The 24,778-nt window shown below is 47.6% G+C and carries 23 protein-coding genes; 8 read left to right on the forward strand and 15 right to left on the reverse strand.

Going from position 1 to position 24,778, the window contains the following annotated elements:
* Positions 1–72: 72 nt before the first annotated feature.
* Entirely contained in the window at positions 73–987 is a 915-nt protein-coding gene (locus DYB02_RS11860; RefSeq protein WP_029803691.1) for a GlxA family transcriptional regulator, read from the reverse strand.
* Between the two features lie 110 nt (positions 988–1,097).
* Here DYB02_RS11860 and DYB02_RS11865 point away from each other — a divergent pair, with 110 nt between their 5' ends.
* Positions 1,098–1,622: a cysteine hydrolase family protein gene (locus DYB02_RS11865; protein ID WP_029803693.1), complete on the forward strand. Its 525-nt coding sequence runs from the start codon at positions 1,098–1,100 to the stop codon at positions 1,620–1,622.
* 122 nt (positions 1,623–1,744) lie between these two features.
* Here the strand turns inward: DYB02_RS11865 and DYB02_RS11870 are convergent, their stop codons facing one another.
* From DYB02_RS11870 to DYB02_RS11910, 9 genes are all read right to left on the reverse strand, one after another.
* Positions 1,745–2,464, reverse strand: a complete 720-nt coding sequence (locus DYB02_RS11870) for an ABC transporter ATP-binding protein (protein WP_025591509.1) — start codon at positions 2,462–2,464, stop codon at positions 1,745–1,747.
* 22 nt (positions 2,465–2,486) lie between these two features.
* Positions 2,487–3,770, reverse strand: coding sequence for an ABC transporter permease (locus tag DYB02_RS11875; RefSeq protein ID WP_029803696.1), 1,284 nt, complete (start codon positions 3,768–3,770; stop codon positions 2,487–2,489).
* A 2-nt stretch (positions 3,771–3,772) separates the two neighbouring features.
* Positions 3,773–4,987, reverse strand: coding sequence for an ABC transporter permease (locus tag DYB02_RS11880; RefSeq protein WP_029803697.1), 1,215 nt, complete (start codon positions 4,985–4,987; stop codon positions 3,773–3,775).
* Positions 4,984–6,255 (reverse strand): TolC family protein, encoded by a 1,272-nt coding sequence (locus DYB02_RS11885; protein WP_029803698.1) that lies wholly within the window; start codon positions 6,253–6,255, stop codon positions 4,984–4,986. Before DYB02_RS11885 ends, DYB02_RS11880 begins: the two co-directional genes overlap by 4 nt.
* On the reverse strand, positions 6,248–7,381 hold the full coding sequence (locus DYB02_RS11890) for an efflux RND transporter periplasmic adaptor subunit (RefSeq protein ID WP_005457947.1): 1,134 nt from the start codon (positions 7,379–7,381) through the stop codon (positions 6,248–6,250). The genes DYB02_RS11885 and DYB02_RS11890 overlap by 8 nt, the downstream gene beginning before the upstream one ends.
* A 227-nt stretch (positions 7,382–7,608) precedes the next feature.
* A complete protein-coding gene (locus DYB02_RS11895) occupies positions 7,609–8,169 on the reverse strand; it encodes a GNAT family N-acetyltransferase (protein WP_029803700.1) in 561 nt (186 codons plus the stop codon).
* Positions 8,170–8,172: 3 nt separating this feature from the next.
* Positions 8,173–8,598, reverse strand: coding sequence for a GNAT family N-acetyltransferase (locus DYB02_RS11900; RefSeq protein WP_029803702.1), 426 nt, complete (start codon positions 8,596–8,598; stop codon positions 8,173–8,175).
* Positions 8,599–8,617: 19 nt separating this feature from the next.
* Positions 8,618–9,373, reverse strand: coding sequence for a class I SAM-dependent methyltransferase (locus tag DYB02_RS11905; RefSeq protein WP_029803704.1), 756 nt, complete (start codon positions 9,371–9,373; stop codon positions 8,618–8,620).
* Between the two features lie 25 nt (positions 9,374–9,398).
* Positions 9,399–10,031, reverse strand: a complete 633-nt coding sequence (locus DYB02_RS11910; RefSeq protein WP_029803706.1) for a class I SAM-dependent DNA methyltransferase — start codon at positions 10,029–10,031, stop codon at positions 9,399–9,401.
* A gap of 392 nt (positions 10,032–10,423) precedes the next feature.
* On the opposite strand from DYB02_RS11910, the gene DYB02_RS11915 reads away from it, so the two are divergent.
* On the forward strand, positions 10,424–10,957 hold the full coding sequence (locus DYB02_RS11915) for a hypothetical protein (protein ID WP_005397084.1): 534 nt from the start codon (positions 10,424–10,426) through the stop codon (positions 10,955–10,957).
* 49 nt (positions 10,958–11,006) lie between these two features.
* Here DYB02_RS11915 and DYB02_RS11920 read toward each other — a convergent pair whose 3' ends face one another.
* The 3 genes from DYB02_RS11920 to DYB02_RS11930 all read right to left on the reverse strand — a co-directional run bounded on the left by DYB02_RS11920 (position 11,007) and on the right by DYB02_RS11930 (position 14,090).
* A complete protein-coding gene (locus DYB02_RS11920; protein WP_029803707.1) occupies positions 11,007–11,522 on the reverse strand; it encodes a protein disulfide oxidoreductase in 516 nt (171 codons plus the stop codon).
* A complete protein-coding gene (locus DYB02_RS11925) occupies positions 11,519–13,630 on the reverse strand; it encodes a protein-disulfide reductase DsbD family protein (protein ID WP_029803709.1) in 2,112 nt (703 codons plus the stop codon). The genes DYB02_RS11920 and DYB02_RS11925 overlap by 4 nt, the downstream gene beginning before the upstream one ends.
* 61 nt (positions 13,631–13,691) lie before the next feature.
* Positions 13,692–14,090: a hypothetical protein gene (locus DYB02_RS11930; protein ID WP_029803711.1), complete on the reverse strand. Its 399-nt coding sequence runs from the start codon at positions 14,088–14,090 to the stop codon at positions 13,692–13,694.
* 140 nt (positions 14,091–14,230) lie between these two features.
* Between DYB02_RS11930 and DYB02_RS11935 the strand changes: the two genes are divergently transcribed.
* Positions 14,231–15,127, forward strand: coding sequence for a LysR family transcriptional regulator (locus tag DYB02_RS11935; RefSeq protein WP_029803712.1), 897 nt, complete (start codon positions 14,231–14,233; stop codon positions 15,125–15,127).
* Positions 15,128–15,146: 19 nt separating this feature from the next.
* Here the strand turns inward: DYB02_RS11935 and DYB02_RS11940 are convergent, their stop codons facing one another.
* A complete protein-coding gene (locus tag DYB02_RS11940; RefSeq protein ID WP_005457930.1) occupies positions 15,147–15,758 on the reverse strand; it encodes a response regulator transcription factor in 612 nt (203 codons plus the stop codon).
* 20 nt (positions 15,759–15,778) lie between these two features.
* On the reverse strand, positions 15,779–17,614 hold the full coding sequence (locus tag DYB02_RS11945) for a sensor histidine kinase (RefSeq protein ID WP_029803713.1): 1,836 nt from the start codon (positions 17,612–17,614) through the stop codon (positions 15,779–15,781).
* A 178-nt stretch (positions 17,615–17,792) separates the two neighbouring features.
* On the opposite strand from DYB02_RS11945, the gene dsrO reads away from it, so the two are divergent.
* From dsrO to DYB02_RS11970, 5 genes are all read left to right on the forward strand, one after another.
* Entirely contained in the window at positions 17,793–18,560 is a 768-nt protein-coding gene (gene dsrO, locus DYB02_RS11950; protein WP_029803715.1) for a sulfate reduction electron transfer complex DsrMKJOP subunit DsrO, read from the forward strand.
* Positions 18,557–19,687 carry an NrfD/PsrC family molybdoenzyme membrane anchor subunit gene (gene nrfD, locus DYB02_RS11955; RefSeq protein WP_029803716.1) on the forward strand — a complete coding sequence of 377 codons (1,131 nt, stop codon included), beginning with the start codon at positions 18,557–18,559 and terminating at the stop codon, positions 19,685–19,687. Before dsrO ends, nrfD begins: the two co-directional genes overlap by 4 nt.
* A 17-nt stretch (positions 19,688–19,704) precedes the next feature.
* Positions 19,705–22,797, forward strand: a complete 3,093-nt coding sequence (locus DYB02_RS11960; RefSeq protein WP_029803717.1) for a tetrathionate reductase subunit A — start codon at positions 19,705–19,707, stop codon at positions 22,795–22,797.
* Positions 22,798–23,009: 212 nt separating this feature from the next.
* Complete coding sequence (locus DYB02_RS11965; RefSeq protein ID WP_370446067.1) at positions 23,010–23,573, forward strand: c-type cytochrome; 564 nt, start codon at positions 23,010–23,012, stop codon at positions 23,571–23,573.
* An 8-nt stretch (positions 23,574–23,581) separates the two neighbouring features.
* Positions 23,582–24,634, forward strand: coding sequence for a c-type cytochrome (locus DYB02_RS11970; protein ID WP_025442081.1), 1,053 nt, complete (start codon positions 23,582–23,584; stop codon positions 24,632–24,634).
* The last annotated feature ends 144 nt before the right edge of the window (positions 24,635–24,778 follow it).

Here is a 24,778-nt window from a genome sequence, read left to right on the forward strand (position 1 = left end):
ATACTTCCATTCTTTGCGGTTTCACTTGAAACTCGCAACTTCACCGAGTTGCTCTACATATTCAAACAAGACTCAAGCAAATCGTTTTCTAAACTCTCGCGGAGTTAAACCAATGACGTTTATGAAAACCTTCCTACATGCGCTCGTATCCTCGTAACCAACTTGATGGCTTATAGAATCAAAGGAATGCTGTGTGCTTTCTAACAAATCACATGCGCTCTGAATTCTAAGACGCTGCAAGTATTGATTAGGGTTGTATCCTGTCGCTTTCAAAAATCGTCGTTGCATCGTGCGTTCTGTAAGGTTGGCTTGCTTTGCTAACTGCTTTATGGACAAAGGCTCTGCATAGCGCTGATGCATGATTTGTTGAATGGAAACAATCGCATAATCACCGTGAGAAAACGATGGATGAAACTGTTGGTAGTAGCTCTGCGCTCGCTGAGCGGTATCAATAACCAGCGTTTTTCCAAGCTGACGCACAACACCCGGCGAAGCGTATTTCGCGATCAGCTCAAAGCCAAGATCTAACCATGACATCATCCCACCCGCCGTTACTATGTCACCGTGATTGATCAATATCTTATTGCTATCCAGCGCAATGCTAGGAAAGGCTTGGGAGAATGTTTCCGCCAATGCCCAATGGGTTGTGACCTCTCTCGAATCGATCAAGTTGGTTGCGGCAAGAATGAATACTCCAGCACATGCAGAAGATAACACCGCCCCTTGTGAGTAGTGCGCTTTAAGCCATCTAATCAACGCTTCATCAGGAGCTAAATAGTAATTATCAAGTGACGCAGGTGGCAACAAAACAACCGTTAGTCTTTCTGCGGTTAGGTCTGTATGCGGAATTAAAATCGGCTCAAACACAACCTCAATGTTCTGTTCCTTACATATTCTGTTGGCCAGTAAAAACATCTCTTCAAAGCCATAAACTGCCGACTTCAATACTGAGGGATACTTGCAGATTCCAATCGTTATTTTGATCATCTTTAATTTGTCGTTTTTGACTTCTTTTATGTCATTTTAGACTCTAAAAATAATGCAGCAAGTTACTCATAATTTGGCAAGACGTGAACCAAAATCAGCAGGAATTGAACATGAGCAACAGCGCATTACTTGTAATCGATATACAAAACGACTATTTCCCGAATGGCCGATTTCCTTTGTGGAATACCGATACCACTTTGGACAACATTAAGCAGTTGATGGCGAAAGCCAAAGCACAAGATATCCCGATATTCCTTGTTCAACATGTATCTTCGGCCCCTAAAGGGAAAGCCCCTTTCTTTGAGGAAGGCAGTGTTGGTGTGGAGATTCATCCCGACGTCATCTCAATATGTCCTGACGCCGAGATAATTCAAAAACAGCACGCTGACAGTTTTTATCAAACGGACCTCGAACAAGCACTAGAACGGAGCGGCGTAGATGAATTGTTGATCTGCGGAATGATGACGCAAAATTGCGTGACACATACGGCAATTTCAAAAGCAGCGGAAAAATACAACGTTTCCATCATTGAAGATTGTTGTACGACGACCGATCAAATGATTCATAACATTGCTTTAAGTGCGGTATCTATTCGAGTACCTCTATTGGCTTCTTCCGACGTGCTTTTAAAATAAACGCCCAACAGAAAAGTTAAACCAGTATTATTTGCCCGTTAGCTCTCATACCAATCGAACTTAGGCAGTTATGGTGTCAGCATCCATAGCTGCCCAAATTCAAATCATCGATCTTATCTAGCTTAGCAGTGAGAAATTGCGTTCTCCTTCTCTATCGGCGCTCTATCCGAAATCACCTTGCCATCTTTGATCGTGATGATGCGCTTGGTGCGTTCTGCGAGGGCGTTATCGTGCGTCACGATGATTAAGGTTCTGCCTTCAGCGTGGAGTTGGTTGAACAAGGCTTCAATCTCTGCGCCGGATTTTGAATCCAATGCCCCCGTTGGCTCGTCAGCTAGGATGATTTGCGGATCGTTGACCAAGGCTCTTGCAATCGCAACTCTCTGCTTTTGACCACCAGAAAGCTGGTTTGGTTTATGGTCTAAACGATCCCCTAGCCCGACTTGCTCTAGCAATTTAGCTGCGCGCTGGCGACGTTCTTTGGCTTTGATACCAGAGTAAACCAACGGCAGTGCCACGTTATCAAGCGCCGTCGCGTATTCCAATAAGTTAAAGCTTTGGAAGACAAATCCGATCTTTTGGTTACGAATGCCAGCCAGCTCATTCGCACTTAAACTTGCGACGTTTTGGCCGCCAAGTTGGTACTCGCCATCGGTGGGCTTATCTAAACAGCCGAGCATGTTCATCAACGTTGATTTGCCTGAACCGGACGGGCCAAGAATCGAAAGAAACTCGCCTTGATTAATGGTTAAGTCAACGCCGTCTAGCGCGCGAACTTCCGCCTCCCCGCTTGAGTAGTATTTACAGATGTTGGTCAGCTCAACAAGCGGCTTGTTCGACATGTTCTTTCCAGAGTTATTGTTGTTATTCACTTTGTAGCGCCTCCAACGGGCTGACTTTTGCGGCTCGGTTTGCAGGTAACCATGCAGATGCCACACCAATGATCACTAAGGTGAGGATGACAATCGCGACAACGACCCACGACAACTCAGGGACAGGTTTACCCAGTTGTTCATAAAAGGCATTGCCCTCTAAAGGAATGGAACTGATGGCAGACACCAGCGCGTACGTCACGGCTAATCCAAGCACGCCCCCCATCATCATTGTCAATAAAGACTGCACTAAATAGTGCATACGAATGGCCGTTGGGGTTGCACCGACTGCCATGCGCACGCCGATATCACGCGTAGATCGCTTTACGGTGGCATACATCACATTGGCGATGCCAACGCCAGCAACAGCTAACGTCACGAAGCCGATAATGCCAAGAAAACTCTGCAAACCTATCAGAAACTGCTGCATACTCTTTTGCTTAAGGAACATATCATCGACTTGGACGACCTGTTCATCACTGACACTTGCCCCGTGTTTACGGGCAATCACTTGCCTTATCGTCTTTGCTAAGGCTTCTCGGTCTACATCCGCTTGTGGCTGCACATTGATGCCACCAATTTCACCGTTGACATGAAATCGCTTCCACGTCGCTAACGGCACAAAGCTGGAATAGTTGATAAGATCCCCCAGTTCTATTTGAGCGCTGTTTTTCTCCAATACGCCCACAACGGTGAACTCCTCATTGCCAATTTTTACCTTTTTCCCCACAGGGTTGAGTTGCAATGTGACTGTCGCAAACCAACTAAAGTCCTCATTCGGGTTGAATAAGTCGGCTGCCAGTTCATAACCCAGTACAACGACTTTGCGCGTCTCTTTTTGATCGAGTGGATTTAACCATCGCCCTCCCGCCATCGGCACCAAATTGGTCATGGATTGAAACTCGCTCGTGACCGCTAAGGGCTCTTGCCACGAGCTTCTGTCACCAACGGTGATGCGCTCTTTCCACTTCGCAGTTGGCGCAACACTTTTTACATCGGGTAACGCTCGAACGACCTCTGAATCGTCCATTTTTAATGTCAGAAATTTACCTTGGTGAAAAGCACCGTGGTCGACGGTGGCCATCCCTCCGGTCAAATAAATCAAGTTGCCGTTACCATTTTGTGCGGTTTTCAATACGCCCTGACGAATACCCTCACCTACCGCCAACATAGCAGCGATACAGAGGGTCGCCCACGCTACAGCCAGAATGGTCAAACCCAATCTCAGCTTTTCTGCAGCCATTTCTTGGAAAATTTGTCTCATCGGTAACAACATGACTAGGCCCTCGCACTCAAAGCAATGACTGGCGTGAGACGCGATGCTCGCCTTGCTGGGAAATACGATGCCATCAATGCCAAGACAAGCGTCACAAGTAAAGACCAAGCAATGGAATCTGGCGTGATCACAGGCCAACCAATCCATTCCGGTAATGTCATGCTGCTTAAGACAGATACCACGGCATACGAAAACATCAGACCTAATGCCGTGCCCACGGCTACCAAAATAAGCCCTTCAAGAATAAACTGACTGAGTATGGATTTTTGAGTCGCCCCGATCGCTAAACGCACACCGATTTCACGCGTGCGCTCCGTGACAGATAAAAACATGATGTTGGCAACGCCAAGCGCACCGACCGCCATGGTCATCGCACCACTCGCTCCGAGAAAAATCTGAATGCCACGTAAAATTCCACTGATGACCGCCTCACCTTCACTAAAATCGGGTAATTCGATCGCATCTTTATCACTTGGGTCAAAATGAAGCTGTTTGGCGAAAAAGTTCACGATATTTTGTCGAAACGACGGTGCATCCATCCCGTCTCTCGGCTTCATCAATACCATCCAAGGTTTCGCATCCCACAAATCGCGGTACGTTGTTTGAGGAATGAAAACCGTGCGGCTATCGCCGAATGAAATGCCAGTGTCCTCACCGACGGTTATCCCAATCACCAAAAACGGAATGCCATTGACTTTGAGCCTATCCCCGATTTGGATTCCGCCCATTTGCGCAATTTGATCGCCTAACACTGCCACGCGAGTGTGGTTGTCCATATCACTTGGTGACAGGTTTCTCGAACCGGATTGCAGCTTGCGTTGCATTAAAGGAAAGTAAGACGTATCAATACCGCTGACCGTACTCGATAAATTCTGTCCTTTGAGATTGGTGATATTCGCATCCCATTTGGCGTAAACGCTCGACGCCTGTTGCACGAAGCCCGACTGTTTGATCATGTCGACTTTTTCTTGTGGAATATCAATTTGTCGTCTTGAAGGTAACCCTTGCCACGGTTTACTGGTACTCGACGGAAACACCACTTGCACATTGTTGATCATAAATGAAAACGACTGGGTCTGATGGCGATAAAAGCCTTCGCCCAGTGCGATTAACACCACCACAGAGATCACGCCCCAAGCAATCGCGATAATGGCTAGCACGCTCTTCATACGGTGCGCCATCAACGTTTGCCAAGTTTGCTGCAACAGGCTGCTCATGAATGAAAAGCCCGAGAGATCAACGCCATGGTATCGTCATCGAGTTTCCCTGCGGTTTGCAGTAAGCCGATTCTCTTACGCCAATAGCTGTACAAGTTGGTTTGCAGACTGTTTTTCGCCTCAAACAAGCTGTTGTGTGCACTGATAACTTCCGACACTTCAAGCAGACCAGCGTCGTAAAGCTTCTCTTTGCTTTGCAACACTCTGGCGCGCGACTCAACCAGCTCGTTCGCTATTAAAACTTGATTCCAATTGATATCGACCTGCGTAAACTGCTGAATAACTCGTTTCTGAATATCAATTTCCACTCTACGCATATCTTGCTTGGCGCTTAAAATGTTCAACGATGCTTCGTCCACTTTCGCTCGCACTGCACCATTGAGGTCAATCGGCAAACTCAAACTAATCCCAGCGTTAAACTCGCCGTTTGAACGATTGTCACCATCGCTGTAGCCCACACTACCTTTGACGGTCGGGTAGTATCCACCTTTAGCTGAATCTTTCGCGAACTCGCTCGCTTTCACCATCTGCGCCGCTACCAACAGCTCTGGACTGCTGTCTTTCGCCAGTTTTAGCCATTGCTCCTGAGAGTCCACCAGCATCGGCGGCTGAATCAAAGAATCCGTTCGAATTTGGTCGACACTCTCCGGCATTTGATTGATTAACGCCGCAAGCTCTGCTTTTTTCACTTCGAGATCGGCTTTTGCATTGAGGATACTTGCTTGCTCAGAGACTTGATTCGCTCGCATCTCTTCAACATCAACCGACTTCACTTTGCCTGCTCGATAGCGTTTCTCGATGATGTTGAGAAGTTCTTTCCCCTCCTCCAGCTTGGACTGCGCCAATTTGAGGTCGCCCTGTGCGCTTGCCACATCTAGGTAAGCGGTGAGCAACTTTTGCGCAAGCTCGTTATGCGCTTGAGATAACTCTAACTGTACTTTGAGATAATTGGCATTCGCTTGATCCAGTTCCGACCACAAACTGCTATCCCAAATAGTTTGAGATAAGGTCGCGCCGTAACTGTTGGAATGGCTTGAGGACTCATTCCAATCCGCTGACGCACTGGCACTTAAACCCGGCAATAACGCACTGCGGCTACTCTGTACGCCAACCTCGCCAAGCTGGACGCCGATTTTCGCTTTTTCGTAATTTGGATCGTTCTGCTTTGCTTGTTGCCAAGCTTGTTCAATAGAAATTGCGTAGGTCGGCAAACTGAGCGTGGCAGCCAACAATGCAAAGGCGATTGTTGATCGTTGCAGCTTAACCATGCGCCGCTCCCATCATGCTGTTGTCGATAACCTCTTCATCAAGCTCCACGCCGTCAAGCACTTCGACATTGATGCCATCTGACAGACCGAGTTTCACAGGTTGTTTATGAAACCCTTGTTCTGAGCTGTCGGGGATCAGAACATTCGGTGCGTCACCATCAAATTGCAGAGCGCGCTCCGGTAGAGTGAGCACGTTTTCAGACTTCTTCAGAATGATTTGAGCCGTCGATGAAAAACCAGAACGAAGCAACACATCTTGTGGGATCTTGAGTTCTCCCACTTCAACCTCAAAACCGTTATCAAAACTTTTTGCAGAAGCATTGCCCTCTGGTGAGTTAAGGTTCTCAGATTGAATCGCCACTTTGGTTAGCACACCAGAAATCGCCACATCAGGATAAGGCGCAACCGTCAACATAACGGGCATTCCCGGAGACAACTGCGCAGCATCATGCTCACTGACGCTACCTTTAAAAATCAGACTGTTCATGTCGGCCAATGACATCATTTCAGTCGCGGCTTGGCTTGATTGAGTCGAGATGATCGGCTCTCCGACCTCTACTTTCTGGTTGAGTACTGTGCCATCAATTGGCGCGTAGATCGTCGACGTTAAACGCGCATCGCCGATAGACGCCTCACCACTGCGGATGAGTTCGAGATTCTGGCGCTTTTGCAATACGTCCGCTTGCGCAGATTTGACTGCCGAGCGCGCACTTACGTATTCGTCGTAGTTACTTGGAATAATGTCCTGCTTGACCAAGCTTTCTAAGTTGGACAGTTTTTGTTTGGCGGATTCCAGATCGGCTTCGCTACGCATGAGTTCTGCCGATGCATCCGTTAATGCTTGGGGAGTTGGGTTTGGACGCACTTTGATCAGCGGCTGGCCTTGCTTCACCTTTTCACCAACTTTCGCGTACACTTCACCGACGATACCGTCGATTTGTGACTTGATAGACACAGAGTGTGCAGGGACAATTTTACCAACAGCCACAGCTTGTTTTTCAATCGTGCCTTTTTCCACAATCAATGTAGGCAGCAATTCTGGTTGAGCAGCAGATTGGAGATAGAAATACGTACCACCGCCGAGCAGCGCGATGCTCACAGCGGAGACAAGCCAACGTTTCGTCATTATTTATTCCAACAATTATTGGGTAGTCTAATGACTACTCCTAAAACACAAAGTTGAAGGAATAATATCCTGCTTTAATAGCGGTTTGGTTGTCACAGTTGGTAAGGCTTTGTCAGTCGCCTCTGACAATCAAAGACTAAAAAATCTCGACGAATCATTCAGCAAAGACGCTGTCTACGATGGCGACTAACAAGCTCTGTAACCGCTCGTTTCAACCGCCCCCCTTTTCATTCTGAACAACGTGCAAAATGGCGCAGTTCTGTATCCTCCAATCGCATATCCATACAGTCTTGCGCCTCACGTCCTAGAGCAGGAAAAACCGCATGCGCTTTTAAAATGCCTTGGCTGATAAAGCCACATTTCTCCAACACACGAATACTCGCGCGGTTGCCAATATGCGGGGTAGTGCGAATGCGCGTTATACCCAAGCTTTGCAGGTAAACAACGCCAAGTTTGCAGGCTTGGGTTGCATAGCCTTTTCCCTGATAGCGAGCAGAAATACCAAAATGGATTTCACTGCTGTCTTGCTCAGGTATCAGCACCAGACAGCCTATAGGAGTTTGAGAAGTAAGTTCTTCAATGGTGAAGACTAATAGATTGGGAGACTTTTGATCATATTGAGCACGCCATCTTTCGATAGCTTCAAGGGTTTGATTTGAATTTTGGTGGGCTTGGCGATGGAGGAAGCGACATGCTTGCTCATCGCCTAAATAGTTTTCAAACAGGGGTGCAGCGTCTGTTGTTTTGAGGTATCTGATTGCCACTTGTTGAGCTTCAACTCTCATCATGATTTAGCTCTGACAAACATTCGGTTTCCAGATTTGCATGAAGTTTTCTACTGGAGCAATAGGAGTGAACCCAAACTGTTCGTACAACCCATGAGCATCGCGGGTTGCAAGCATCATACGGCGTAAGCCTTGTAGTTCTGGATGAGCAACAATTTCTGAGATCAACCACTTACTGATGCCTTTACCACGGTGTGCCTCCACTACAAACACATCGGCAAGATACGCAAACGTGGTGCGATCGGTAATTAACCGAGCAAAAGCGACGAGTTGATTTTCGTCATCCAAAACCGCGAAACAGAACGAATGGCGCAATGACTTCTCAAGGCGTTCTCTTGGAATGCCCTTTCCCCAATAACTGTTTGAAATGAACTCGTAGATAACGCCTAAATCCATGTCATCTAACAATGTAGTAATTCGAAACCCTTGCATTGTATCCCTCAACATTGGTTTATATTTTCTCAGCCACACAGACAAGCGAGTTGGCATTCGCCTCAAATACTTGCGCTGACCAAGATTGGTACTTCTCTATAATTCTGAATCCCGCTTGTTCAAGGAAAACCTCTATGTCTTCCAGCGGGCGATATTTTAAATCAATGCTGGAATGCTCAATCGTTCCACTTTCAAAATGGCGCTCTTTGTTCAAATACATGATGAACGTTTGCAAGTCATACTCGGCCTTCATACCGAAATAATTCACTTCACCATAGGTTGGAGAAACATAGGTTTGCCACAGCGCCATCTCATGATCCAATTCTAGATTCTCTGGCGTTGGTAACCGCGTATCGAAGACAAATCGCCCACCTTTTTCTAGGTGCTTTGATATTGAGCTCAGTGCGCCTGCCAGCATGTCGTCACTTAAAAAGGCTTGGAATGCATTCCCTGTCATTATGGCTAGGTCAAACTTCTTACCTAACGAAAACTGGGTTGCGTCGAGATGAGGAAAACGTAAGTTACTCCTACTTTTGGCTTTGTCCTTTGCGTGTTTGAGCATCCCTTCAGAAATATCAATGCCAATGGCTTCGTTGAGTTGCTCAGAGACTGGAATCGTGACAATGCCGGAACCACAACAGACATCCAGTACACTTCGAGCATTGGTTTCTTCGATTAACCTTGTGATGAAAGCAATGTCGTAATGGTAATGCTGCTCGTATTGGGCATCGTATTCAATGCCCGACCCGAACTCGGTTAAATCTTGTGTTTTCAAAAACAGTCCTTGTTTGTTACTTATTTCAGCGGTGTGACTTTTTCAGCTCTAGCATCAAGTATCTGCACACATAACCAACACCAGATACGTAACCAATCACATTTTCTAAGGAAACCACTTCCAACCCAGCCCGCTGACAGAGTTGTTCAACTTCACTTTCGGTATATGCCGTATGCACGACCGATCCACTATAAGTATTTCGAGGCAAATCTTGTCCATCCGGATCGTGGTATTGAAAGCTGATAAAACATCGTCCATTCGCAGTTAGCTTACGCGAAATGCACTCCAGCAGTTGTTGAGGCTCTGCTAGAAACTCAGTAAAACCAAGTGCGGTGATAAGGTCGAAGGTTTGCTCAAACAAAGGGGAAAATGGCTCATCAAGGTTATGAACCGAGACGCTTTGATAGAGGTTAGTTTGGCGCGCTTTATCAACCATTTTGGACGAGATGTCTAAACCATGGATGGTGAGATCTGGATAGTGATTTTTTACGACATGACCGATACTGCCTGTCGCACAGGCTAGGTCGAGAGCCAAGCCTTGCTCGATGGGAAAGGTTTTTAACTTCCCAGAAATCCAACGTGGGCCGACGTAATGGCTGTCATCCACCAACTTTTGATAGCGCTCCGACACATCATCATACATTTTTGCTACGTTCATCGTTTCCTCCTTGATAACCAGAACGATGCTCGAATGTAACACGCAATACGCACCTAAGCACTTATTAAATGGCTAATTTTTTATGAAACGTAACCGGCTGGTTATTCAGCGCTAACCAGTAGAAATAGATGAAATTTTGAAAAGTATTAGCCCGTAATTCCGATGGGATTTTTAAGTGCATAAAGAGAAAACATGTCCTGATAATCTGTCTTAGATTATTCAGCTAATCTTATTTCCATCATTCTATTCGCTGTATATAAAAACAATATTTAAATTAACATAACAAACCTATCGCTTATTATTTTTCATTTAAATAATGATTCTTATTGTTAATATCACTCTATAATTAAAGTGCTCAAATTCTCATGTTGTATTAACTTGAGGTTTAATTTATGAAACTAACTCCTTATTTAACTGCTGTTGTTTCGGTCAGCTGCGCTTTTGGCGCAATCGCAGCCGATGATTCAAAAGCACTTTTAGAAGATGCACTGAGTGCAGCACCACCGACTATTCGCGATAAAGTAACGGTGATGGACTGGAACAATAACGTTCTTCAAGAAGGTTCTAGCCAATACACTTGCTTCCCAACGCCACCTCAATTGGAAGGCATTGCTCCAATGTGTATGGATGGTCCTTGGATGGAATGGGCAGACGCTTGGATGAATAAAAAACCTTTCCAAGCCAAAGCATTAGGCATTTCTTACATGTTAGCGGGTGATGGCGGTGCCAGTAACACCGACCCATTTGCAGAAGGGATGACGGACGATAATCAATGGATTGTGGAAGGGCCACACTTGATGATTATTACCCCAGATCAAGCGTTGCTGGACTCTCTACCAACCGATCCAAGTTATGGTGGCCCATACGTGATGTGGAAAGGCACGCCATACGCACACATTATGATTCCCGTTGGAGCGAGAAAATAAAAAGAAAAAATCCGATATTCAGTATTTTGAATATCGGATTTTTATTTCGTTATCGAGCCAACCAAATTCTCGCCAATATTCCTATCGGCGTTGTGATGCCTGTCGTAATAGAGGTCACTTCACCATTTCTTAAAATATAAATGGTTGGAGTCACGCTAATTTTCCATTCACGCATAATATCGCTTGAAGGATCGTTTATGTTTTCAAAACGATATTCTTTTTCCTGCATAAACTGCGCCACGCGCTCATTCGGCCCCGATGAGCCAGAAACGCCAACTACGGCATAGTCATCACTCAGCCAACTCACGCTTGGGCTTACAAATTTACAAGCGGGACACCAAGTCGCCCAAAAGTAAACAACGACAGGTTGTTCATGACTTTGCGCGATTGCATCGAAGTATTCACCATCGCTCAATACTGAGCTCAATGGTGGTGCCTCCTGTTTAGGAATATCTTTGGTGCGATACCAATCCATCGCGATAGAAATAGCGGTGACAATGAGCACCATCTGTACGATTTGAACGAGCCAATATCGGAATGTTCTACGCTGCTTTGTCGAACTCATTGAATGGCTCCCCCACTCGCTTGTTTCACCGCGCTTAAAACAACATCATCAGTCAGAATAACAGGTAACGGGATACCTTGTGGCGCCGCCGGGCCATAGACGATGTTAAACGGCACACCGTAACGCTCATGAGCTCGTAAAAAGTCCGTTACCGAGCCGTCCGGATGTGTCCAATCCCCTTTTAGCGTCGCCACATTAGGACTTTGCAGCAATGAGTAGACAGGATCTTGCCAGATCACGCCGATCTTGTTCGCTTTACACGTGACACACCAATCCGCAGTCACATCCACGAACACCACTCGCCCATTATTGACGTGCTGTTCGATCGCCGAGTTGGAAAGCTTCTGCCATGCTAAGTCCTCAGGAAGCGGTGTCGCCCATTGATTTGCGGTGACACTGCCAAGTAGCAGCCCGCCAGCAATTAAGATAAGCGATGCAGAGCCGGATACCACGAGTGCTTTATCGCCATGAACGCGTTTAACGCGAATCATCAGAACAATAAACGCGACTAAACCGGCGAGAATGACCCAAAACACTGGTAGGTGATTGGCCATCAAAGACAGTAGCCAAACGCTGGTGGCCAACATCATCACACCAAATACGTCTTTGACCACGTTCATCCACTGACCCGGCTTCGGCAATTTAAGCGCAATGCTTGGGAAAATTGCCACCATAATCCAAGGCAACGCCATCCCCAAAGCTAAGGCGGTGAAAATTGCAAACAGCGTAACTACATCGGCACCCAAAGCAAACGCCACGGCTGTTCCTAGGAAAGGCGCAGAACACGGCGTAGCAAGCAAGGTTGCAAACATCCCTTGCACATAGTGTCCAGCTAACGAGTTGTCGCCTTTCGACGCGAGCCATGTACTGGTGCCAGACGAAAGACGGATTTGAAACAGTCCTAGCATGTTGGCGCCAAACAAACCTGTCACCAGAACCATCAATCCTAAAAACCAAGGGCTTTGGAACTGAACGCCCCAGCCAATGGCATTACCTGTCAGTTTGAGCGCCAAAATAAAGCCAGCGAGAATCCAGAACGACGTTAAGATGCCAAGTGAAGACGCAACAAACTGAGCGCGGATTTGACGACGCTCGATACCTTGAGCGGCAACAATACTACTGAGCTTCATCCCCAAAACCGGAAGAACGCAAGGCATGATGTTGAGAATCAAACCACCGAGCAAAGCGAACAGAAAAATACTCACTACAGACGTGCTCGGCAGTGGGTCTACTATCGCCTCAGCTATTGCTTGAGTGGTTTCTTCTGCCAACAAGTTGGCGTCTTTGATGTTCACAAACAGCGACTGATCACTTAACTCCACATCGCCTAACCAAGTATCCACCAAATAGCTCGCGGTAACGGTATTTCCCTCTTGATGTATACCTTCAAGCTTGAAGCTATAGTCTCGCGTTGTCTCATCGACACCGTCCACCAACACTTGTGGTTGGTTCCAACCTTGAGTGTTCGTGAGCTTGATTTGCAACTTCGATTGGTTTGCATCCCAACTTGCTTGAGTGACATCAATAAACGGCGATGGCTGGGGCACATTGCTCACCGCTTGGGCGTAACTGAACATCACCTGCTCGTCGATTTTCAGCTCAGATGGCAGGAAGGTCAGTTGAATTTGATAGTCCGTCAACACACAGATGGTGGTGCAGGAAGAGAGCTTGAGCACTGCATCAATCGTGACGGGTTTCGACATATTGTCGATATGCAGCGTCATTGGGAACAAAGTGTCGCCTTTGTAACCGAGAGTCTCAATGCCCAATAACTCGAACTTTTGCGGATATGGCCATTGCCAATCAACCTTGCTTAGGTTTTGCGAGTTTTGCCAATCTATCGATGGCGCGACACCACCCTCGCCCGGCGATCGCCAATAAGTTTTCCAGTCTCCACTCAGCTTAACATCCAAATAACCAGTGAGCGTTTTTGCTTGCGGATCTTGCTGACCAGTCAAAACAAAACGCGTTTGCACAGGCGGATGCTGTGGATTGGTCATCCATCCCGTGTCGGTAGTTTGCGCCGAGAGAGTAAGAGAGAACAAACCCAACACCAACGCCATAAAGAATATGGACGCGAGTTGAGTCGCTTTAGTAATGTGATTCATAGTGATTCCTAATTAATAACAAGTGTAGAAAATGGCTGGCGTTTTCGGCCAGAATCACTTGTCATTCTCGGAACACACAAAAGGTAAGATGAATTCGATGTTTGTCGTAGATGGGCTCAGTCCATTGCCTTACGTTAACAAAGGCACTGCATCGCCAAACTGCGGCTAAAACAATGCCAATGAACAAAACGACAATGAAGGCTTCGAGCTGATGCTGGGTAAACTGAATCAACTTTTCAGACAGTTCACACTTACTCGGCTCTTTGACTTTATCAGCTTTCACAACATGAGCATCATCGTTAGATAAAGCAGAAACCAAGGTTTGGTCATCACTCATCGAGCATGCCGAAACCAAACCAGAATTTTGCATCAGACACACGACGATGACCCAGCCAATCATTGCTAGCAGCCATTTCGCGCGCTTTTGAGGCGTGCCTTGTCGTGAAATCAATAAGCTCATAAAAAGTCAGATAAAGATGGAAACGCAGAAAATAATACGCAAGTTGTCGTAAAGCTCAAGTCGTTCGACCTTGCTTGCCGATATGATTGGTAAATAATTGTGATAACCTTAAACCCATCGCTTTTTGCAACACGCTCATTATGCTCAATAAAGTTAATCTCGCCGACATTCGCTCGTTTGTTTTGATCGCCCAACTTGGCAACTTCACCAAAGCGGCGGAAGCTCTGTCCGTTTCTCGTTCTCACGTTTCTCGCCAAATCAGCGGACTTGAAGCGCAAATGGGCGTGACACTACTCAACCGAACCACACGCACGCTGCGTTTAACTCATGCCGGCGAGCGATTTTATCACGACTGTGAAAAAGCTTTGCGAGACATCGACCAAGCGTTAATTGCCGCCGTCGATGATACTCAAGAGATTCGCGGCGTGATTCGAGTGAACTGTGTGGGTGGCTACATCGGCGAAGACATCATCGCCAAATACGTGTGTGAGTTTATGCAACAGTACCCGAACGTCAGCATTGACTTGGACTTTTCTTCGCCTCGTATTGATTTGATTGAAGATCAGTTTGATGTCGCATTTCGTATGGGGGAATTGGATGATGCAGGGTTTGTAGCGCGCAAGCTGATGACCGTTGACATGGTCACCCTCGCAAGCCCTAGCTATGTGCAGCAATATGGCATGCCAATACACCCAAAAGAGCTGGCCGAACATCGAACTCTCACTGGTTCAGTTACGCGTTGGAGCTATCGTAAAGCAGATAACCCAAATGACCACACCGATGTGGTCGTAAAAGGCAACTTGCGCTGTAAAAATGGACGAGCGTTAGTAATGGGCGCGCTGCACGGCAACGGCATTATTCGTGTTCCACTGAGTTACTGTGCAGAAGAAGTGGAGCTAGGCCAACTGATAAAAGTGATGCCAAATTGGGAAATTCCGTCGGTGCCCTTTTCCGCCATATTCCATCGAGATCGCTATCAACCGAAACGACTGCGAACTTTTATCGATTTCATCAAACAGAAGTTTGAAGGCTCCTAATCTTACAGCTCAGCTCTCGCTAGATGGGATTCTCCAACTTGCCATAAATGTAGGCCAATTCTGCGACGGTTTTGGCTGAGAACTTTTTCAGTAAGCTGGCTCGATGAACTTCCACCGTTCTCATTGCAATGCACAGCTCATCCGCAATTCGAATATTGCGCTTACCAGCAATGATCAAACGTAAGATATCTTTTTCGCGCGGCGTTAGTGATTCATATGCCGCTCTTGCCGCCACCATATCGAGGCTCGCCGCGGACTGCATCTGACCATGTAATATTGCTTGAGCCAGTTCATCGCCTTTAACTGGTTTTTGGAAAAAGTTGACCGCCCCAGCTTGCAACGCATCGACCGCCATCGGTACATCACCATGACCGGTCAGATAAATTACCGCTAATGGGCTGTGCGCCTCATTCAAAAATTGATGAACTTGCTGACCACGAAGGTTAGGCATTCGGCTATCAAGAATCACGCATCCGGCCTGATGAATGTTCACTTCGTCGAGAAAAGATTGCCCATCAGCAAAAGTCGTCACGTTAAAGTCATGCTCCTCCAGCATAAAAGCCAGCGAATCACGTACCGATTCGTCATCGTCAACCACATAAACAGGCAGCTGCTTTTCACTGCTGATCATTAACTGCTCCTAAATACCGATTAGTTTTGATAAGGAAACACAAGCTCAACCAAACAGCCGTGCGGCGTGGTCGAAGCAATGAGAAACTCGCCGCCGTGCATTTCCATTACGTCACGACAAATCGCCAGCCCCAGCCCAAGTCCTTCGGCTTTAGAGCTCACAAAAGCTTGGGTCGGATTATCTTGCTGTAACCCAGTGCCGTTATCCAATATGCGAATAGAAAGCTGGTTAGCTTGGTAGTCACAATGCAGGGCAATTTTACCTTGGTAGTCCGACGAGTGGTATTTCTCCTGAAACAAAGCACACGCATCAATGGCGTTGTTGATCACATTAACCAAAACCTGCTGAACGCCCACGGAGTCTGCCAGTGGAGGACGTATCTCTCCTTCAACGCTAGTCACAATGGCGACGTTCTGCTTTTGCATTCGAAAATGAAGCAGCTCAATGGTGTCTGCAATCAAGGCTTGAATATCGCATGGTGTCTTATCAACACTGCGTTTGCGTATCAACGTTCTTAAACGCTGAATGATGGCATCGGCTCGTTCCACTTGCCCCTGTATTTTCTCTAGCACAGGCACAATATCTTCATGCGGACGCTTCTTTGCAAGACGCAGTAACCCACCTTCACTGTAATTACGAATGGCTGCCAGCGGTTGATTTAATTCATGAGCCAGACTGCTGCCAATTTCCCCGACAATCGCCACTCTTTGTGAATGTTCTAACTGCTCGCTTTTCTCTTTCAGCCTTAGCGATGTCAGCTCTAATGCTTGTTTGCTTTTGCTAAAACGATACTCAAGCCAAAAGTGGTACGCGTTCAATACAATCACAAACATAAACAGTGCCCATGCCCATTCTTGATGACTGCGCAACCAGCGCAGCGCCTCACTCCACCAAGGTTGCTGCAATGGATGTAAATCCAACGCCTGATAGAGTTTATCGATGCTCAACAAGCTAACAGGCGATGTCCAGCCTGACGCGCCAGCGGCAATAATGGCGGGGTGCTCCGGCGGCATAGCAAGCAAGACTTGCGCGATTTTTTTCGCCAGAAGAGACGAGCCGCGTTCTGTTTTGGCAAACGACCAGTTTGGATATAACGGCGTAGAAACGGCGCACGAAGAATGTTCATTTGGCTGTTGGTCTAAGACTCGAAAATCACCGTGCTGTAACAGACCTTCATTTTGCATCTGTTCCAGTAGACAAGCAGGCACGACAGCGGCTTCAACATTGCCGTCACGTAATTGGTAGAGATTGGCATCAATTGGGAAACCGAGATAGCGAACATCCGCAAAAAAGTCATTCGGATCGAGTCCCATTTCCACGATTTGATAGCGCAGTGTCAGATAACCACCAAACGCTTTTTCGGACACTGCCGCGACAGGAAATCCAGAAACATCTTTTAATGTTTGGTATGGCGAATTTGCCCGAACCACCAGCGCAGAACCAATGCTATAGTTCGAGTTTTGCGGTGCGCCCCCCGTCAATGTTGCCATCCATGACAGCGCATATTGTCTGCCCAAGCGCACAGCTTGACCTGGGTTGGTTAAGATGAAGTCCATGGTCTGAAACTTCACCGCTTCCCCCATTTCGTCCAAATTGAGCGGATGCAGTTCAAAGTACACATCCGAGATTTTCTGGTTGAGCCAATCGATGGTCGGTTGCCATCTCTGCTCGGCATAAAGGTGACCACGTATCGCTAACACGCCCACTTCGACTTTCTGCTTGGCTTCTGGCTGCACCGTCTTTTGCTGCTGCATTCCTTGCAGATATTCTTGTTCAGAAACAGCGCCCTGAGCTAAAGATGCAAAGACAACCAAGCAAAGAATCCAAAACTGAAGCAACCGTGGCGTTTTGTTCATGATGAGTCGAATCGTTCCTTCGAAAATAATGAAGCAAGAATAACAGCTACCTTCCGTAAACCACATTTGTTTTAGATCAACTTTGATCTGGGTATGTGGAAATCCACTATATCGACGTCGCAGCGCATTTCTCACAATGGAATCAGTCAGTTCAAATTCAACTAACAGCAGGTGAGTTATGGATTCCACCAAACGTCGCTTTCTTAGCGCCATTACAGCGGGTGCCGCATTGATCCCCATTGCAGGTATTGGCACCGCAACCGCGGGCAATGTTATTCGCAACAATCAATCCGCCGACCGAAAAGGACAAGTCGGAAAACGTTACGCCATGGTGATCGATTTACGTAAATGCGTCGGCTGCCAAGCGTGCACCGTAGGTTGCAGCATTGAAAACCAAGCGCCAATCGGTCAGTTTCGAACCACAGTGAAACAATACGAAGTCACGCTCAATGACGGTTCCACAACCACACAAGAAGCAAAGGCCTTTATGCTGCCTCGGCTTTGTAATCACTGCGATAACCCGCCGTGCGTAGCCGTTTGTCCCGTTCAAGCAACCTTTCAGCGAGAAGATGGCATCGTTATGGTGGATAACAGTCGCTGCGTAGCGTGTGCGTATTGTGTACAAGCCTGCCCTTATGATGCACGTTTTATCAATGAAGACACGCTCACCGCTGACAAATGCACCTTCTGTGCACACCGCTTAGAACAAGGTTTGTTACCCGCTTGCGTGGAAACTTGCGTGGGCGGCGCTCGCGTGATTGGTGATTTGAATGATCCATCAAGTGAAGTCCGCCGCTTAATTACGAAGCACCAAGACAACATCAAAGTGCTAAAGCCAGATGAAAAGACCAAGCCACACGTGTTTTACATCGGCATGGATGAACGCTTCACCAGCCACATCGACGGGCAGCCAGCTATTTACGACCCACAAGGAGATCGCGCATGAACATCACCGAAGTGTTAGTCCAACCTCAAGCGATGGTTTGGCTCCCGTGGGCGGTGCAGTACTTTTTTTACATCGGTTCTGCTTACGCTGCCGCTATTTTGTTCCTAATCGCACTGTTATTTGAGCAACACACCAGTCATCGGTTACGCGCCGTGCTGGTGCTAACAATGGCCATCGGCGCTATCGTAGGCCCGTTGGCGTTAACTGGCGACCTTCACCAGCCGGGACGAGCTTGGCATTTTTACGCGCACATCACGCCGTGGTCATGGATGTCTCTAGGCTCGCTGTTCCTGCCTGTTTTTTCTGCGCTGGCGGTTGCGACAGCATGGCTGTATCTGCGTCAGGATCTTATCGCACTGCGAAATCAACCGGGAAAAGTACTACCTCTGTTATCTAAGTTGTCGCTTGGTGAATGGGCTATTTCTCACAAAGTGATGCTCACAATATCTGCAATCACCGTGTTATCAGGCTTAACCATCGCCCTTTATACTGGAGCTGAAATTGCGATCGTAAAATCACGTTCATTATGGCACCAACCCGCGTCACCAATTCTTTGGTTTGTCACTGCATTTATGGGTGCTGTCGGATTCTCTCTGCTGATTTGGCTACTGCTGCCTAGCCAATCGAAAGCTCTCACTTCTGGTGATAACAATTTACTCAAAAAGTCACTGGTAACGAGCGGCGTTCTGACGCTGATTCTCCTACCCATTTGGGCATCCAACAACTCTACATTTTCGCTCTATTCTAGCGAACAATGGATGCACAACATTGCCTTGCTCACTTTTGTCGTTTTAGGTTGTGTTTTGCTCACCTTCATCTTCTTACGCGATACCCAAAAGTCCACATCAGCCAGATTTCGTCACGTCATAGGGCTCGGCTTTGTGTCTGCTGCCGCATTGGCAAGCGCGTGGCTGATTCGCTGGTTCACCATCATGGAAGTACAAACCATCGCCAAGTTCGATGCAGGGCTGTATCCATACCAACTCACTATGGATGGAAATGGCTGGATAGGCATTATCGGCATGCTCGGATTATGGCTTGCTCTGGCACTGCTCGTCTCAGAGCTGGTTCAGCCAAAACAAGATATCGAAGCAAACGCATCATCACTCACCTTAACTGAACGCTAATCAAAGAGGATTTCATTATGGATAACAAACGCCGTCAGTTTTTGAAATCAGGCCTTGCAGTCGGTGGGCTTGGTGCATTTGCTGCAGGTTACGCCACCACAACCAAGCACATAGTAGAAGGTGCGCTGGAAGGCACTGCTGGGCAAAAGACCCGCGATATTCACCACGGCAATTCCCTCGAACCAGAATATGCCGTTAATGACCAAGGTAATCTGATCCCAAATCCAAACCAGCGTGTTGCGCCATCGATGTGTTTTGGTTGTTGGTCACTGTGCGGATTGCGTGTACGCATTGATAACCGCAACGACGAGATCTTGCGCATCACTGGCAACCCATATCACCCACTCTCTCATCAACAACACATTCCTTTCGAAACGCCAGTCAAAGATGCTTATTTGAGTTTGGCAGGAGAAGCGGGCCTTGACGGCCGTTCGACCGCCTGTGCAAGAGGAAACGGGATGCTAGAAATTCGCAACAGCCCGTACCGCATTACTCAGCCGCTGAAACGAGTTGGCAAACGCGGCGAAGGAAAATGGATTCCGATCAGCTACGAGCAATTGATAAAAGAAGTCGTTGAAGGTGGTGATTTATTTGGTGAAGGCCATGTTGATGGCTTACGCGATATTCGCGATTTAACAACGCCCGTTGATCCTGAAAACCCAGAATATGGACCGAAAGCCAACCAATTGTTAATGACCAACGCCGGTAACGAAGGCCGAGACGACATATTCAAACGCTTCGCGTTCAACAGCTTTGGTACGCGTAACTTTGGGCATCATGGCTCTTACTGTGGCTACGCATTTCGTGCTGGTAGCGGCGCATTTCTGAACGATTTAGATAAGAATGCACACTTAAAGCCAGACTTTGATAATGCGGAATACATCATCTTCATCGGTATGTCGCCAGCTCAAGCGGGTAACCCTTTTAAGCGTCAGGCGCGCCAACTCGCCAATGCGCGAACAGAAGGCAGCTTGGAATACACCATCATCACACCAAGTTTGCCGGCGGGTTCATCGAGCTTGGCAGCAGGTGACAATAACCGCTGGATACCAATCAAACCGGGCACCGACTCTGCCCTCGTGCTTGGCATGATCCAATGGGTCATCGAAAACCAACGCTACAACAAACCCTTCTTAGCGCAGCCGGGGGAAAACGCGATGAAACGAGCCGGCACCGCGCACTGGTGTAATGCTACACATCTCGTGATAAGCGATGAGCAGCACCCGAGAAACGGCACGTTTTTACGCGCATCGGATCTGAATCTGCCATTCGAGGGCGAAGCGTTGTCTGATTCCGACCCGTACGTCATAGTGGATGATCAAAGCGGCGAATTTGGTGTTCATACCCAAGCTGAGGAAGCGGCACTGTTTGTCGATAAAACAGTTTCGCTTGCATCAGGCGAAGTGCGAGTAAAATCGTCTCTACAAAGGCTCAAAGAAGAGACGTTTAAATACAGCCTTGCGTTCTACAGCCAACAATGTGAGATCCCTGTTGAGCAAATCGCAGAACTAGCGAAACGCTTCACCAGCTACGGCACAAAAGCGGTGGTCGATACCCACGGTGGCAACATGCACACCAATGGGTTCTATAACTCGTTTACCATCATGATGCTCAATGCGTTGATTGGTAATATCAATATGAAAGGCGGCGCGATGGCCAAAGCGGGTGGCTACCCAACTTCCGCTGCGGGTCCTCGTTACGACTTCACCAAATTTGCTGACAAAGTCGGCCCGAAAGGCGTCTTTTTGTCGCGCAGTAAATTCCCATACCACAAAACCAGCGAATACAAACGTCGCGTTGAGGCAGGAAAATCCCCTTATCCAACTCGCGCCCCTTGGTATCCGTTTGCCGCGCCACTGCTGACAGAACACCTATCTGCGGCTATTGATGGTTATCCATATCGCGTTAAAGCGTGGATCAACCACATGGCGAACCCGATGTATGGTGTACCCGGTTTGAAAACGCTGCTGGAAGACAAGCTTAAAGATCCAAAGCAGCTCGGTTTGATTGTGTCTGTTGATGCATTCATTAACGAAACCACCGCGTTGTCGGATTACATTGTGCCGGACACCGTGACTTACGAAAGCTGGGGCATGGCAACGCCTTGGCACGATGTTCCGGTGAAAACCGTCACCGCTCGTTGGCCGATAGTGGAAGCGCGAACAGAGAAAACCGCCGACGGTCGCTCAATTTGTTTAGAAAACTTCCTGATTGATGTTGCTAAGAAAATGCAGCTGGGCGGTTTTGGTGACAATGCAATTCAAGATGCACAAGGCAACTGGCACGCTCTCCATCGCGCCGAAGATTTCTATTTGCGAGCTGCGGCAAACTTGGCTTATGTGAAAGGCGGCGTGCCTGAAGTTTCGGCAGAAGACATTGCATGGTCAGGCTTAGAGCGTTTAGTGCCAGCGATGCAAAGCACGCTAACAGCGGATGAGATGAAACGAGTGGCGTTTATTTTTGCTCGCGGCGGACGCTTTGAAAATGCAACCGAAGCGTATCAAGGTGAGCAAATGAAGCACAAATGGACACGACCTGTTGCGATATGGAATGAACGTGTCGGCAGCGCAAGAAACACCATGACGGGAGATTTCTACACGGGTTGCCCAACATGGCATCCACAAAAACTGGCCGACGGCACACCAATGGTAGACCGGTTCCCAAGCTCAGAATGGCCTTTCAGCCTGACGAACTTTAAATCCAACATTCACAGTGCGGTATCCAACCTATCGCCAAGGTTGAACTCGATAAAAGGCGTAAACCCAGTGTACATCCATCCAATCGATGCCGAACGCGCAGGCATTAAAACGGGTGATGAGTTTGTTATCGAGACTCCATCTGCAAGCACCAAAGCACTTGCGATGATAGTCAGCGGGATTCGCCCTGGCACACTAGGATTTGAACATGGGTTTGGTCATACCGAGCTAGGACAACGCTCGCACTGGATCGGCGATAAACAGCAACCCGTAAAAACTCGCAGCCAAGATGGTGTCAACATTAACGACATCGGATTAATTGACCCAACCCGAGAAGGGAAAGGCGTGTTGTTAGATTGGGTGGTAGGAGCCGCGGCTCGCCAATCATTACCAGCCAAAGTCCGCAAAGCTTAGTAGACAACCAAACCTGAAGAGCTGCCATTTAGCAGCTCTTCACATCCTCTAAATATGTGGAAATCCACAATACCTTTAGTTATTGACAAAGCCGACAATACAGCACCCAAGTCACTATCACAGTAGACACTTGGAGATATTAATAACAATTAAAGTGAGTCAGCATGTCAAAAATACTACCTGTGGTGACGGCCTGTTTGCTGGCAACCACAATGGGCGCAAGCGCCTCTTCTATTCCTGAAAAAGCCAGCGTATGCAGCGGTTGTCACGGCCAAGATGGTATGGGTCAACCAAGCATTGCGCCTATGATTGCCGGTCTGAACGCGAATTATCTCAACACCCAAATAGAGCTCTTCCTTAGTGGCGAACGACAAAACGTAGTCATGCAAGGCATGGCGAAAGAGCTTAGCGATCCTGCCGTTCGTAAAGAAGTCATGGATTACTTTGCTAATCTTCCAAGCTACGAGTTCACTAACCCAGAGCAACGCGGCGACCAAGCCGACATTCGTAACCCGTATCGTAAATTAATCTTCCAAGGTGATTGGGATAGAAACATTCCAGCTTGCGCGACTTGTCATGGAGCCAGCGGAATGGGCGTCGACAAATTCCCTCGCCTCGCAAGCCAACATGCTGATTACTTAAAAACGCAATTGATGGCATGGAAAAACGGCACTCGCAGTGGTGACCCGCTCAATATGATGGGTACTATCGCGAAAAATCTCACTGACGAAGAGATTGAAAACCTTTCCTACTACTTTGCCTCATTACGTTACTAGGAGCAGACATGAAACGTTTCTATTCTTTGTTCGCATTGCCTCTCATCTCTGCTGCTACTTTGGCCAACGAGCCACTGCCGGATCGTCAAACTGAACTGCCAGCTGTGAAAAAAGAAAATCACGGTGAATATTTGCAACCTCGCGATCTGAGTAAAATTCCAAACACCGCATTTGGTGAGCAAGTAAAACGTGGTTACTCGCTCTTTGTTAACTCGCAACAGATGCGCGGCAAATACGTTGGCAATGAGCAAAACTGTGTGAACTGTCATATGGAAGCAGGACGAAAAGCCAATGCAGCACCGCTGTGGGCGGCGTACATGGCCTACCCGGCTTATCGCAAGAAAAACGATCGCGTAAACAGCTACGCAGACCGTATTCAAGGTTGCTTCGAATACTCCATGAACGGCAAAGCCCCCGCTTACGACTCACCCGAAATTGTTGCCCTCAGCGCTTACGCTTATTGGTTGGCAATGGGTGGATTACTCGATAGTTATGGTATGAACGATGAAGCGGTGCCAGAGCTAGACATTAAAGCTCTCCAAGTGGGTGGTAAAACGCAAGACTTCCCTTTGCCAGATGCTATCGCTCAAGCATTACCCGTTAAAGAGCGCGGCAACCTCGCAGGACGTGGCTACCCAAAAATCGCCGCACCGAAGCAAGAACCATCACCAGAGCGAGGGGCATTAGTCTATGAAAAGAACTGCGAGACTTGTCATCGCGCCGACGGCTCGGGTATCAAAGGCACCGACGGCCATTCATACATTCCTCCGCTTTGGGGCGAATTTGCGTACAACTGGGGCGCAGGTATGCACCGCATTAACACAGCGGCCTATTTTATTTATGAGAACATGCCACTTGGAAAAAGTGTGCAGCTGACTGAGCAAGAAGCTTGGGACGTTGCTGCGTACATCAATAGTCACGAACGCCCACAAGATCCTCGATTTAAAGGCAGCGTCACCGCAAATGCTGAAAAATACCACCAGCACCAAGGTTACTACGGCAAAACACTAAACGGTAAGCAAATAGGTGAAAACGCATTTGCAAGCGGAACGGTTGAGTAGCAACGTTAGAGCTTGCCGTATAGCTACATCCTTATATACATTCCTGCCCTATGCTTGGGCAGGTTCTTTCTCTCCCTCATCCCAAAGATCACCATTTCATTTGCTTCACTCAAACCACTTCTATGCGGTAACGACTTCCCAATT

The organism is Vibrio parahaemolyticus, from assembly GCF_900460535.1.
Taxonomy (GTDB): Bacteria; Pseudomonadota; Gammaproteobacteria; order Enterobacterales; family Vibrionaceae; genus Vibrio; species Vibrio parahaemolyticus.

Bases quoted from the DNA above. Each gene is read 5' to 3' on its own strand.
- dsrO (WP_029803715.1), top strand. From the start codon at position 17,793: ATGGATTCCACCAAACGTCGCTTTCTTAGCGCCATTACAGCGGGTGCC.
- DYB02_RS11895 (WP_029803700.1), bottom strand. From the start codon at position 8,169: ATGATGAGAGTTGAAGCTCAACAAGTGGCAATCAGATACCTCAAAACA.
- DYB02_RS11970 (WP_025442081.1), top strand. From the start codon at position 23,582: ATGAAACGTTTCTATTCTTTGTTCGCATTGCCTCTCATCTCTGCTGCT.
- DYB02_RS11945 (WP_029803713.1), bottom strand. From the start codon at position 17,614: ATGAACAAAACGCCACGGTTGCTTCAGTTTTGGATTCTTTGCTTGGTT.
- DYB02_RS11935 (WP_029803712.1), top strand. From the start codon at position 14,231: ATGCTCAATAAAGTTAATCTCGCCGACATTCGCTCGTTTGTTTTGATC.
- DYB02_RS11890 (WP_005457947.1), bottom strand. From the start codon at position 7,381: ATGACGAAACGTTGGCTTGTCTCCGCTGTGAGCATCGCGCTGCTCGGC.
- DYB02_RS11900 (WP_029803702.1), bottom strand. From the start codon at position 8,598: ATGCAAGGGTTTCGAATTACTACATTGTTAGATGACATGGATTTAGGC.
- DYB02_RS11925 (WP_029803709.1), bottom strand. From the start codon at position 13,630: ATGAATCACATTACTAAAGCGACTCAACTCGCGTCCATATTCTTTATG.
- DYB02_RS11870 (WP_025591509.1), bottom strand. From the start codon at position 2,464: ATGTCGAACAAGCCGCTTGTTGAGCTGACCAACATCTGTAAATACTAC.
- DYB02_RS11880 (WP_029803697.1), bottom strand. From the start codon at position 4,987: ATGAGCAGCCTGTTGCAGCAAACTTGGCAAACGTTGATGGCGCACCGT.
- DYB02_RS11875 (WP_029803696.1), bottom strand. From the start codon at position 3,770: ATGTTGTTACCGATGAGACAAATTTTCCAAGAAATGGCTGCAGAAAAG.
- DYB02_RS11860 (WP_029803691.1), bottom strand. From the start codon at position 987: ATGATCAAAATAACGATTGGAATCTGCAAGTATCCCTCAGTATTGAAG.
- DYB02_RS11865 (WP_029803693.1), top strand. From the start codon at position 1,098: ATGAGCAACAGCGCATTACTTGTAATCGATATACAAAACGACTATTTC.
- DYB02_RS11885 (WP_029803698.1), bottom strand. From the start codon at position 6,255: ATGGTTAAGCTGCAACGATCAACAATCGCCTTTGCATTGTTGGCTGCC.
- DYB02_RS11910 (WP_029803706.1), bottom strand. From the start codon at position 10,031: ATGAACGTAGCAAAAATGTATGATGATGTGTCGGAGCGCTATCAAAAG.
- DYB02_RS11930 (WP_029803711.1), bottom strand. From the start codon at position 14,090: ATGAGCTTATTGATTTCACGACAAGGCACGCCTCAAAAGCGCGCGAAA.
- DYB02_RS11960 (WP_029803717.1), top strand. From the start codon at position 19,705: ATGGATAACAAACGCCGTCAGTTTTTGAAATCAGGCCTTGCAGTCGGT.
- nrfD (WP_029803716.1), top strand. From the start codon at position 18,557: ATGAACATCACCGAAGTGTTAGTCCAACCTCAAGCGATGGTTTGGCTC.
- DYB02_RS11915 (WP_005397084.1), top strand. From the start codon at position 10,424: ATGAAACTAACTCCTTATTTAACTGCTGTTGTTTCGGTCAGCTGCGCT.
- DYB02_RS11940 (WP_005457930.1), bottom strand. From the start codon at position 15,758: ATGATCAGCAGTGAAAAGCAGCTGCCTGTTTATGTGGTTGACGATGAC.
- DYB02_RS11965 (WP_370446067.1), top strand. From the start codon at position 23,010: ATGGGCGCAAGCGCCTCTTCTATTCCTGAAAAAGCCAGCGTATGCAGC.
- DYB02_RS11920 (WP_029803707.1), bottom strand. From the start codon at position 11,522: ATGAGTTCGACAAAGCAGCGTAGAACATTCCGATATTGGCTCGTTCAA.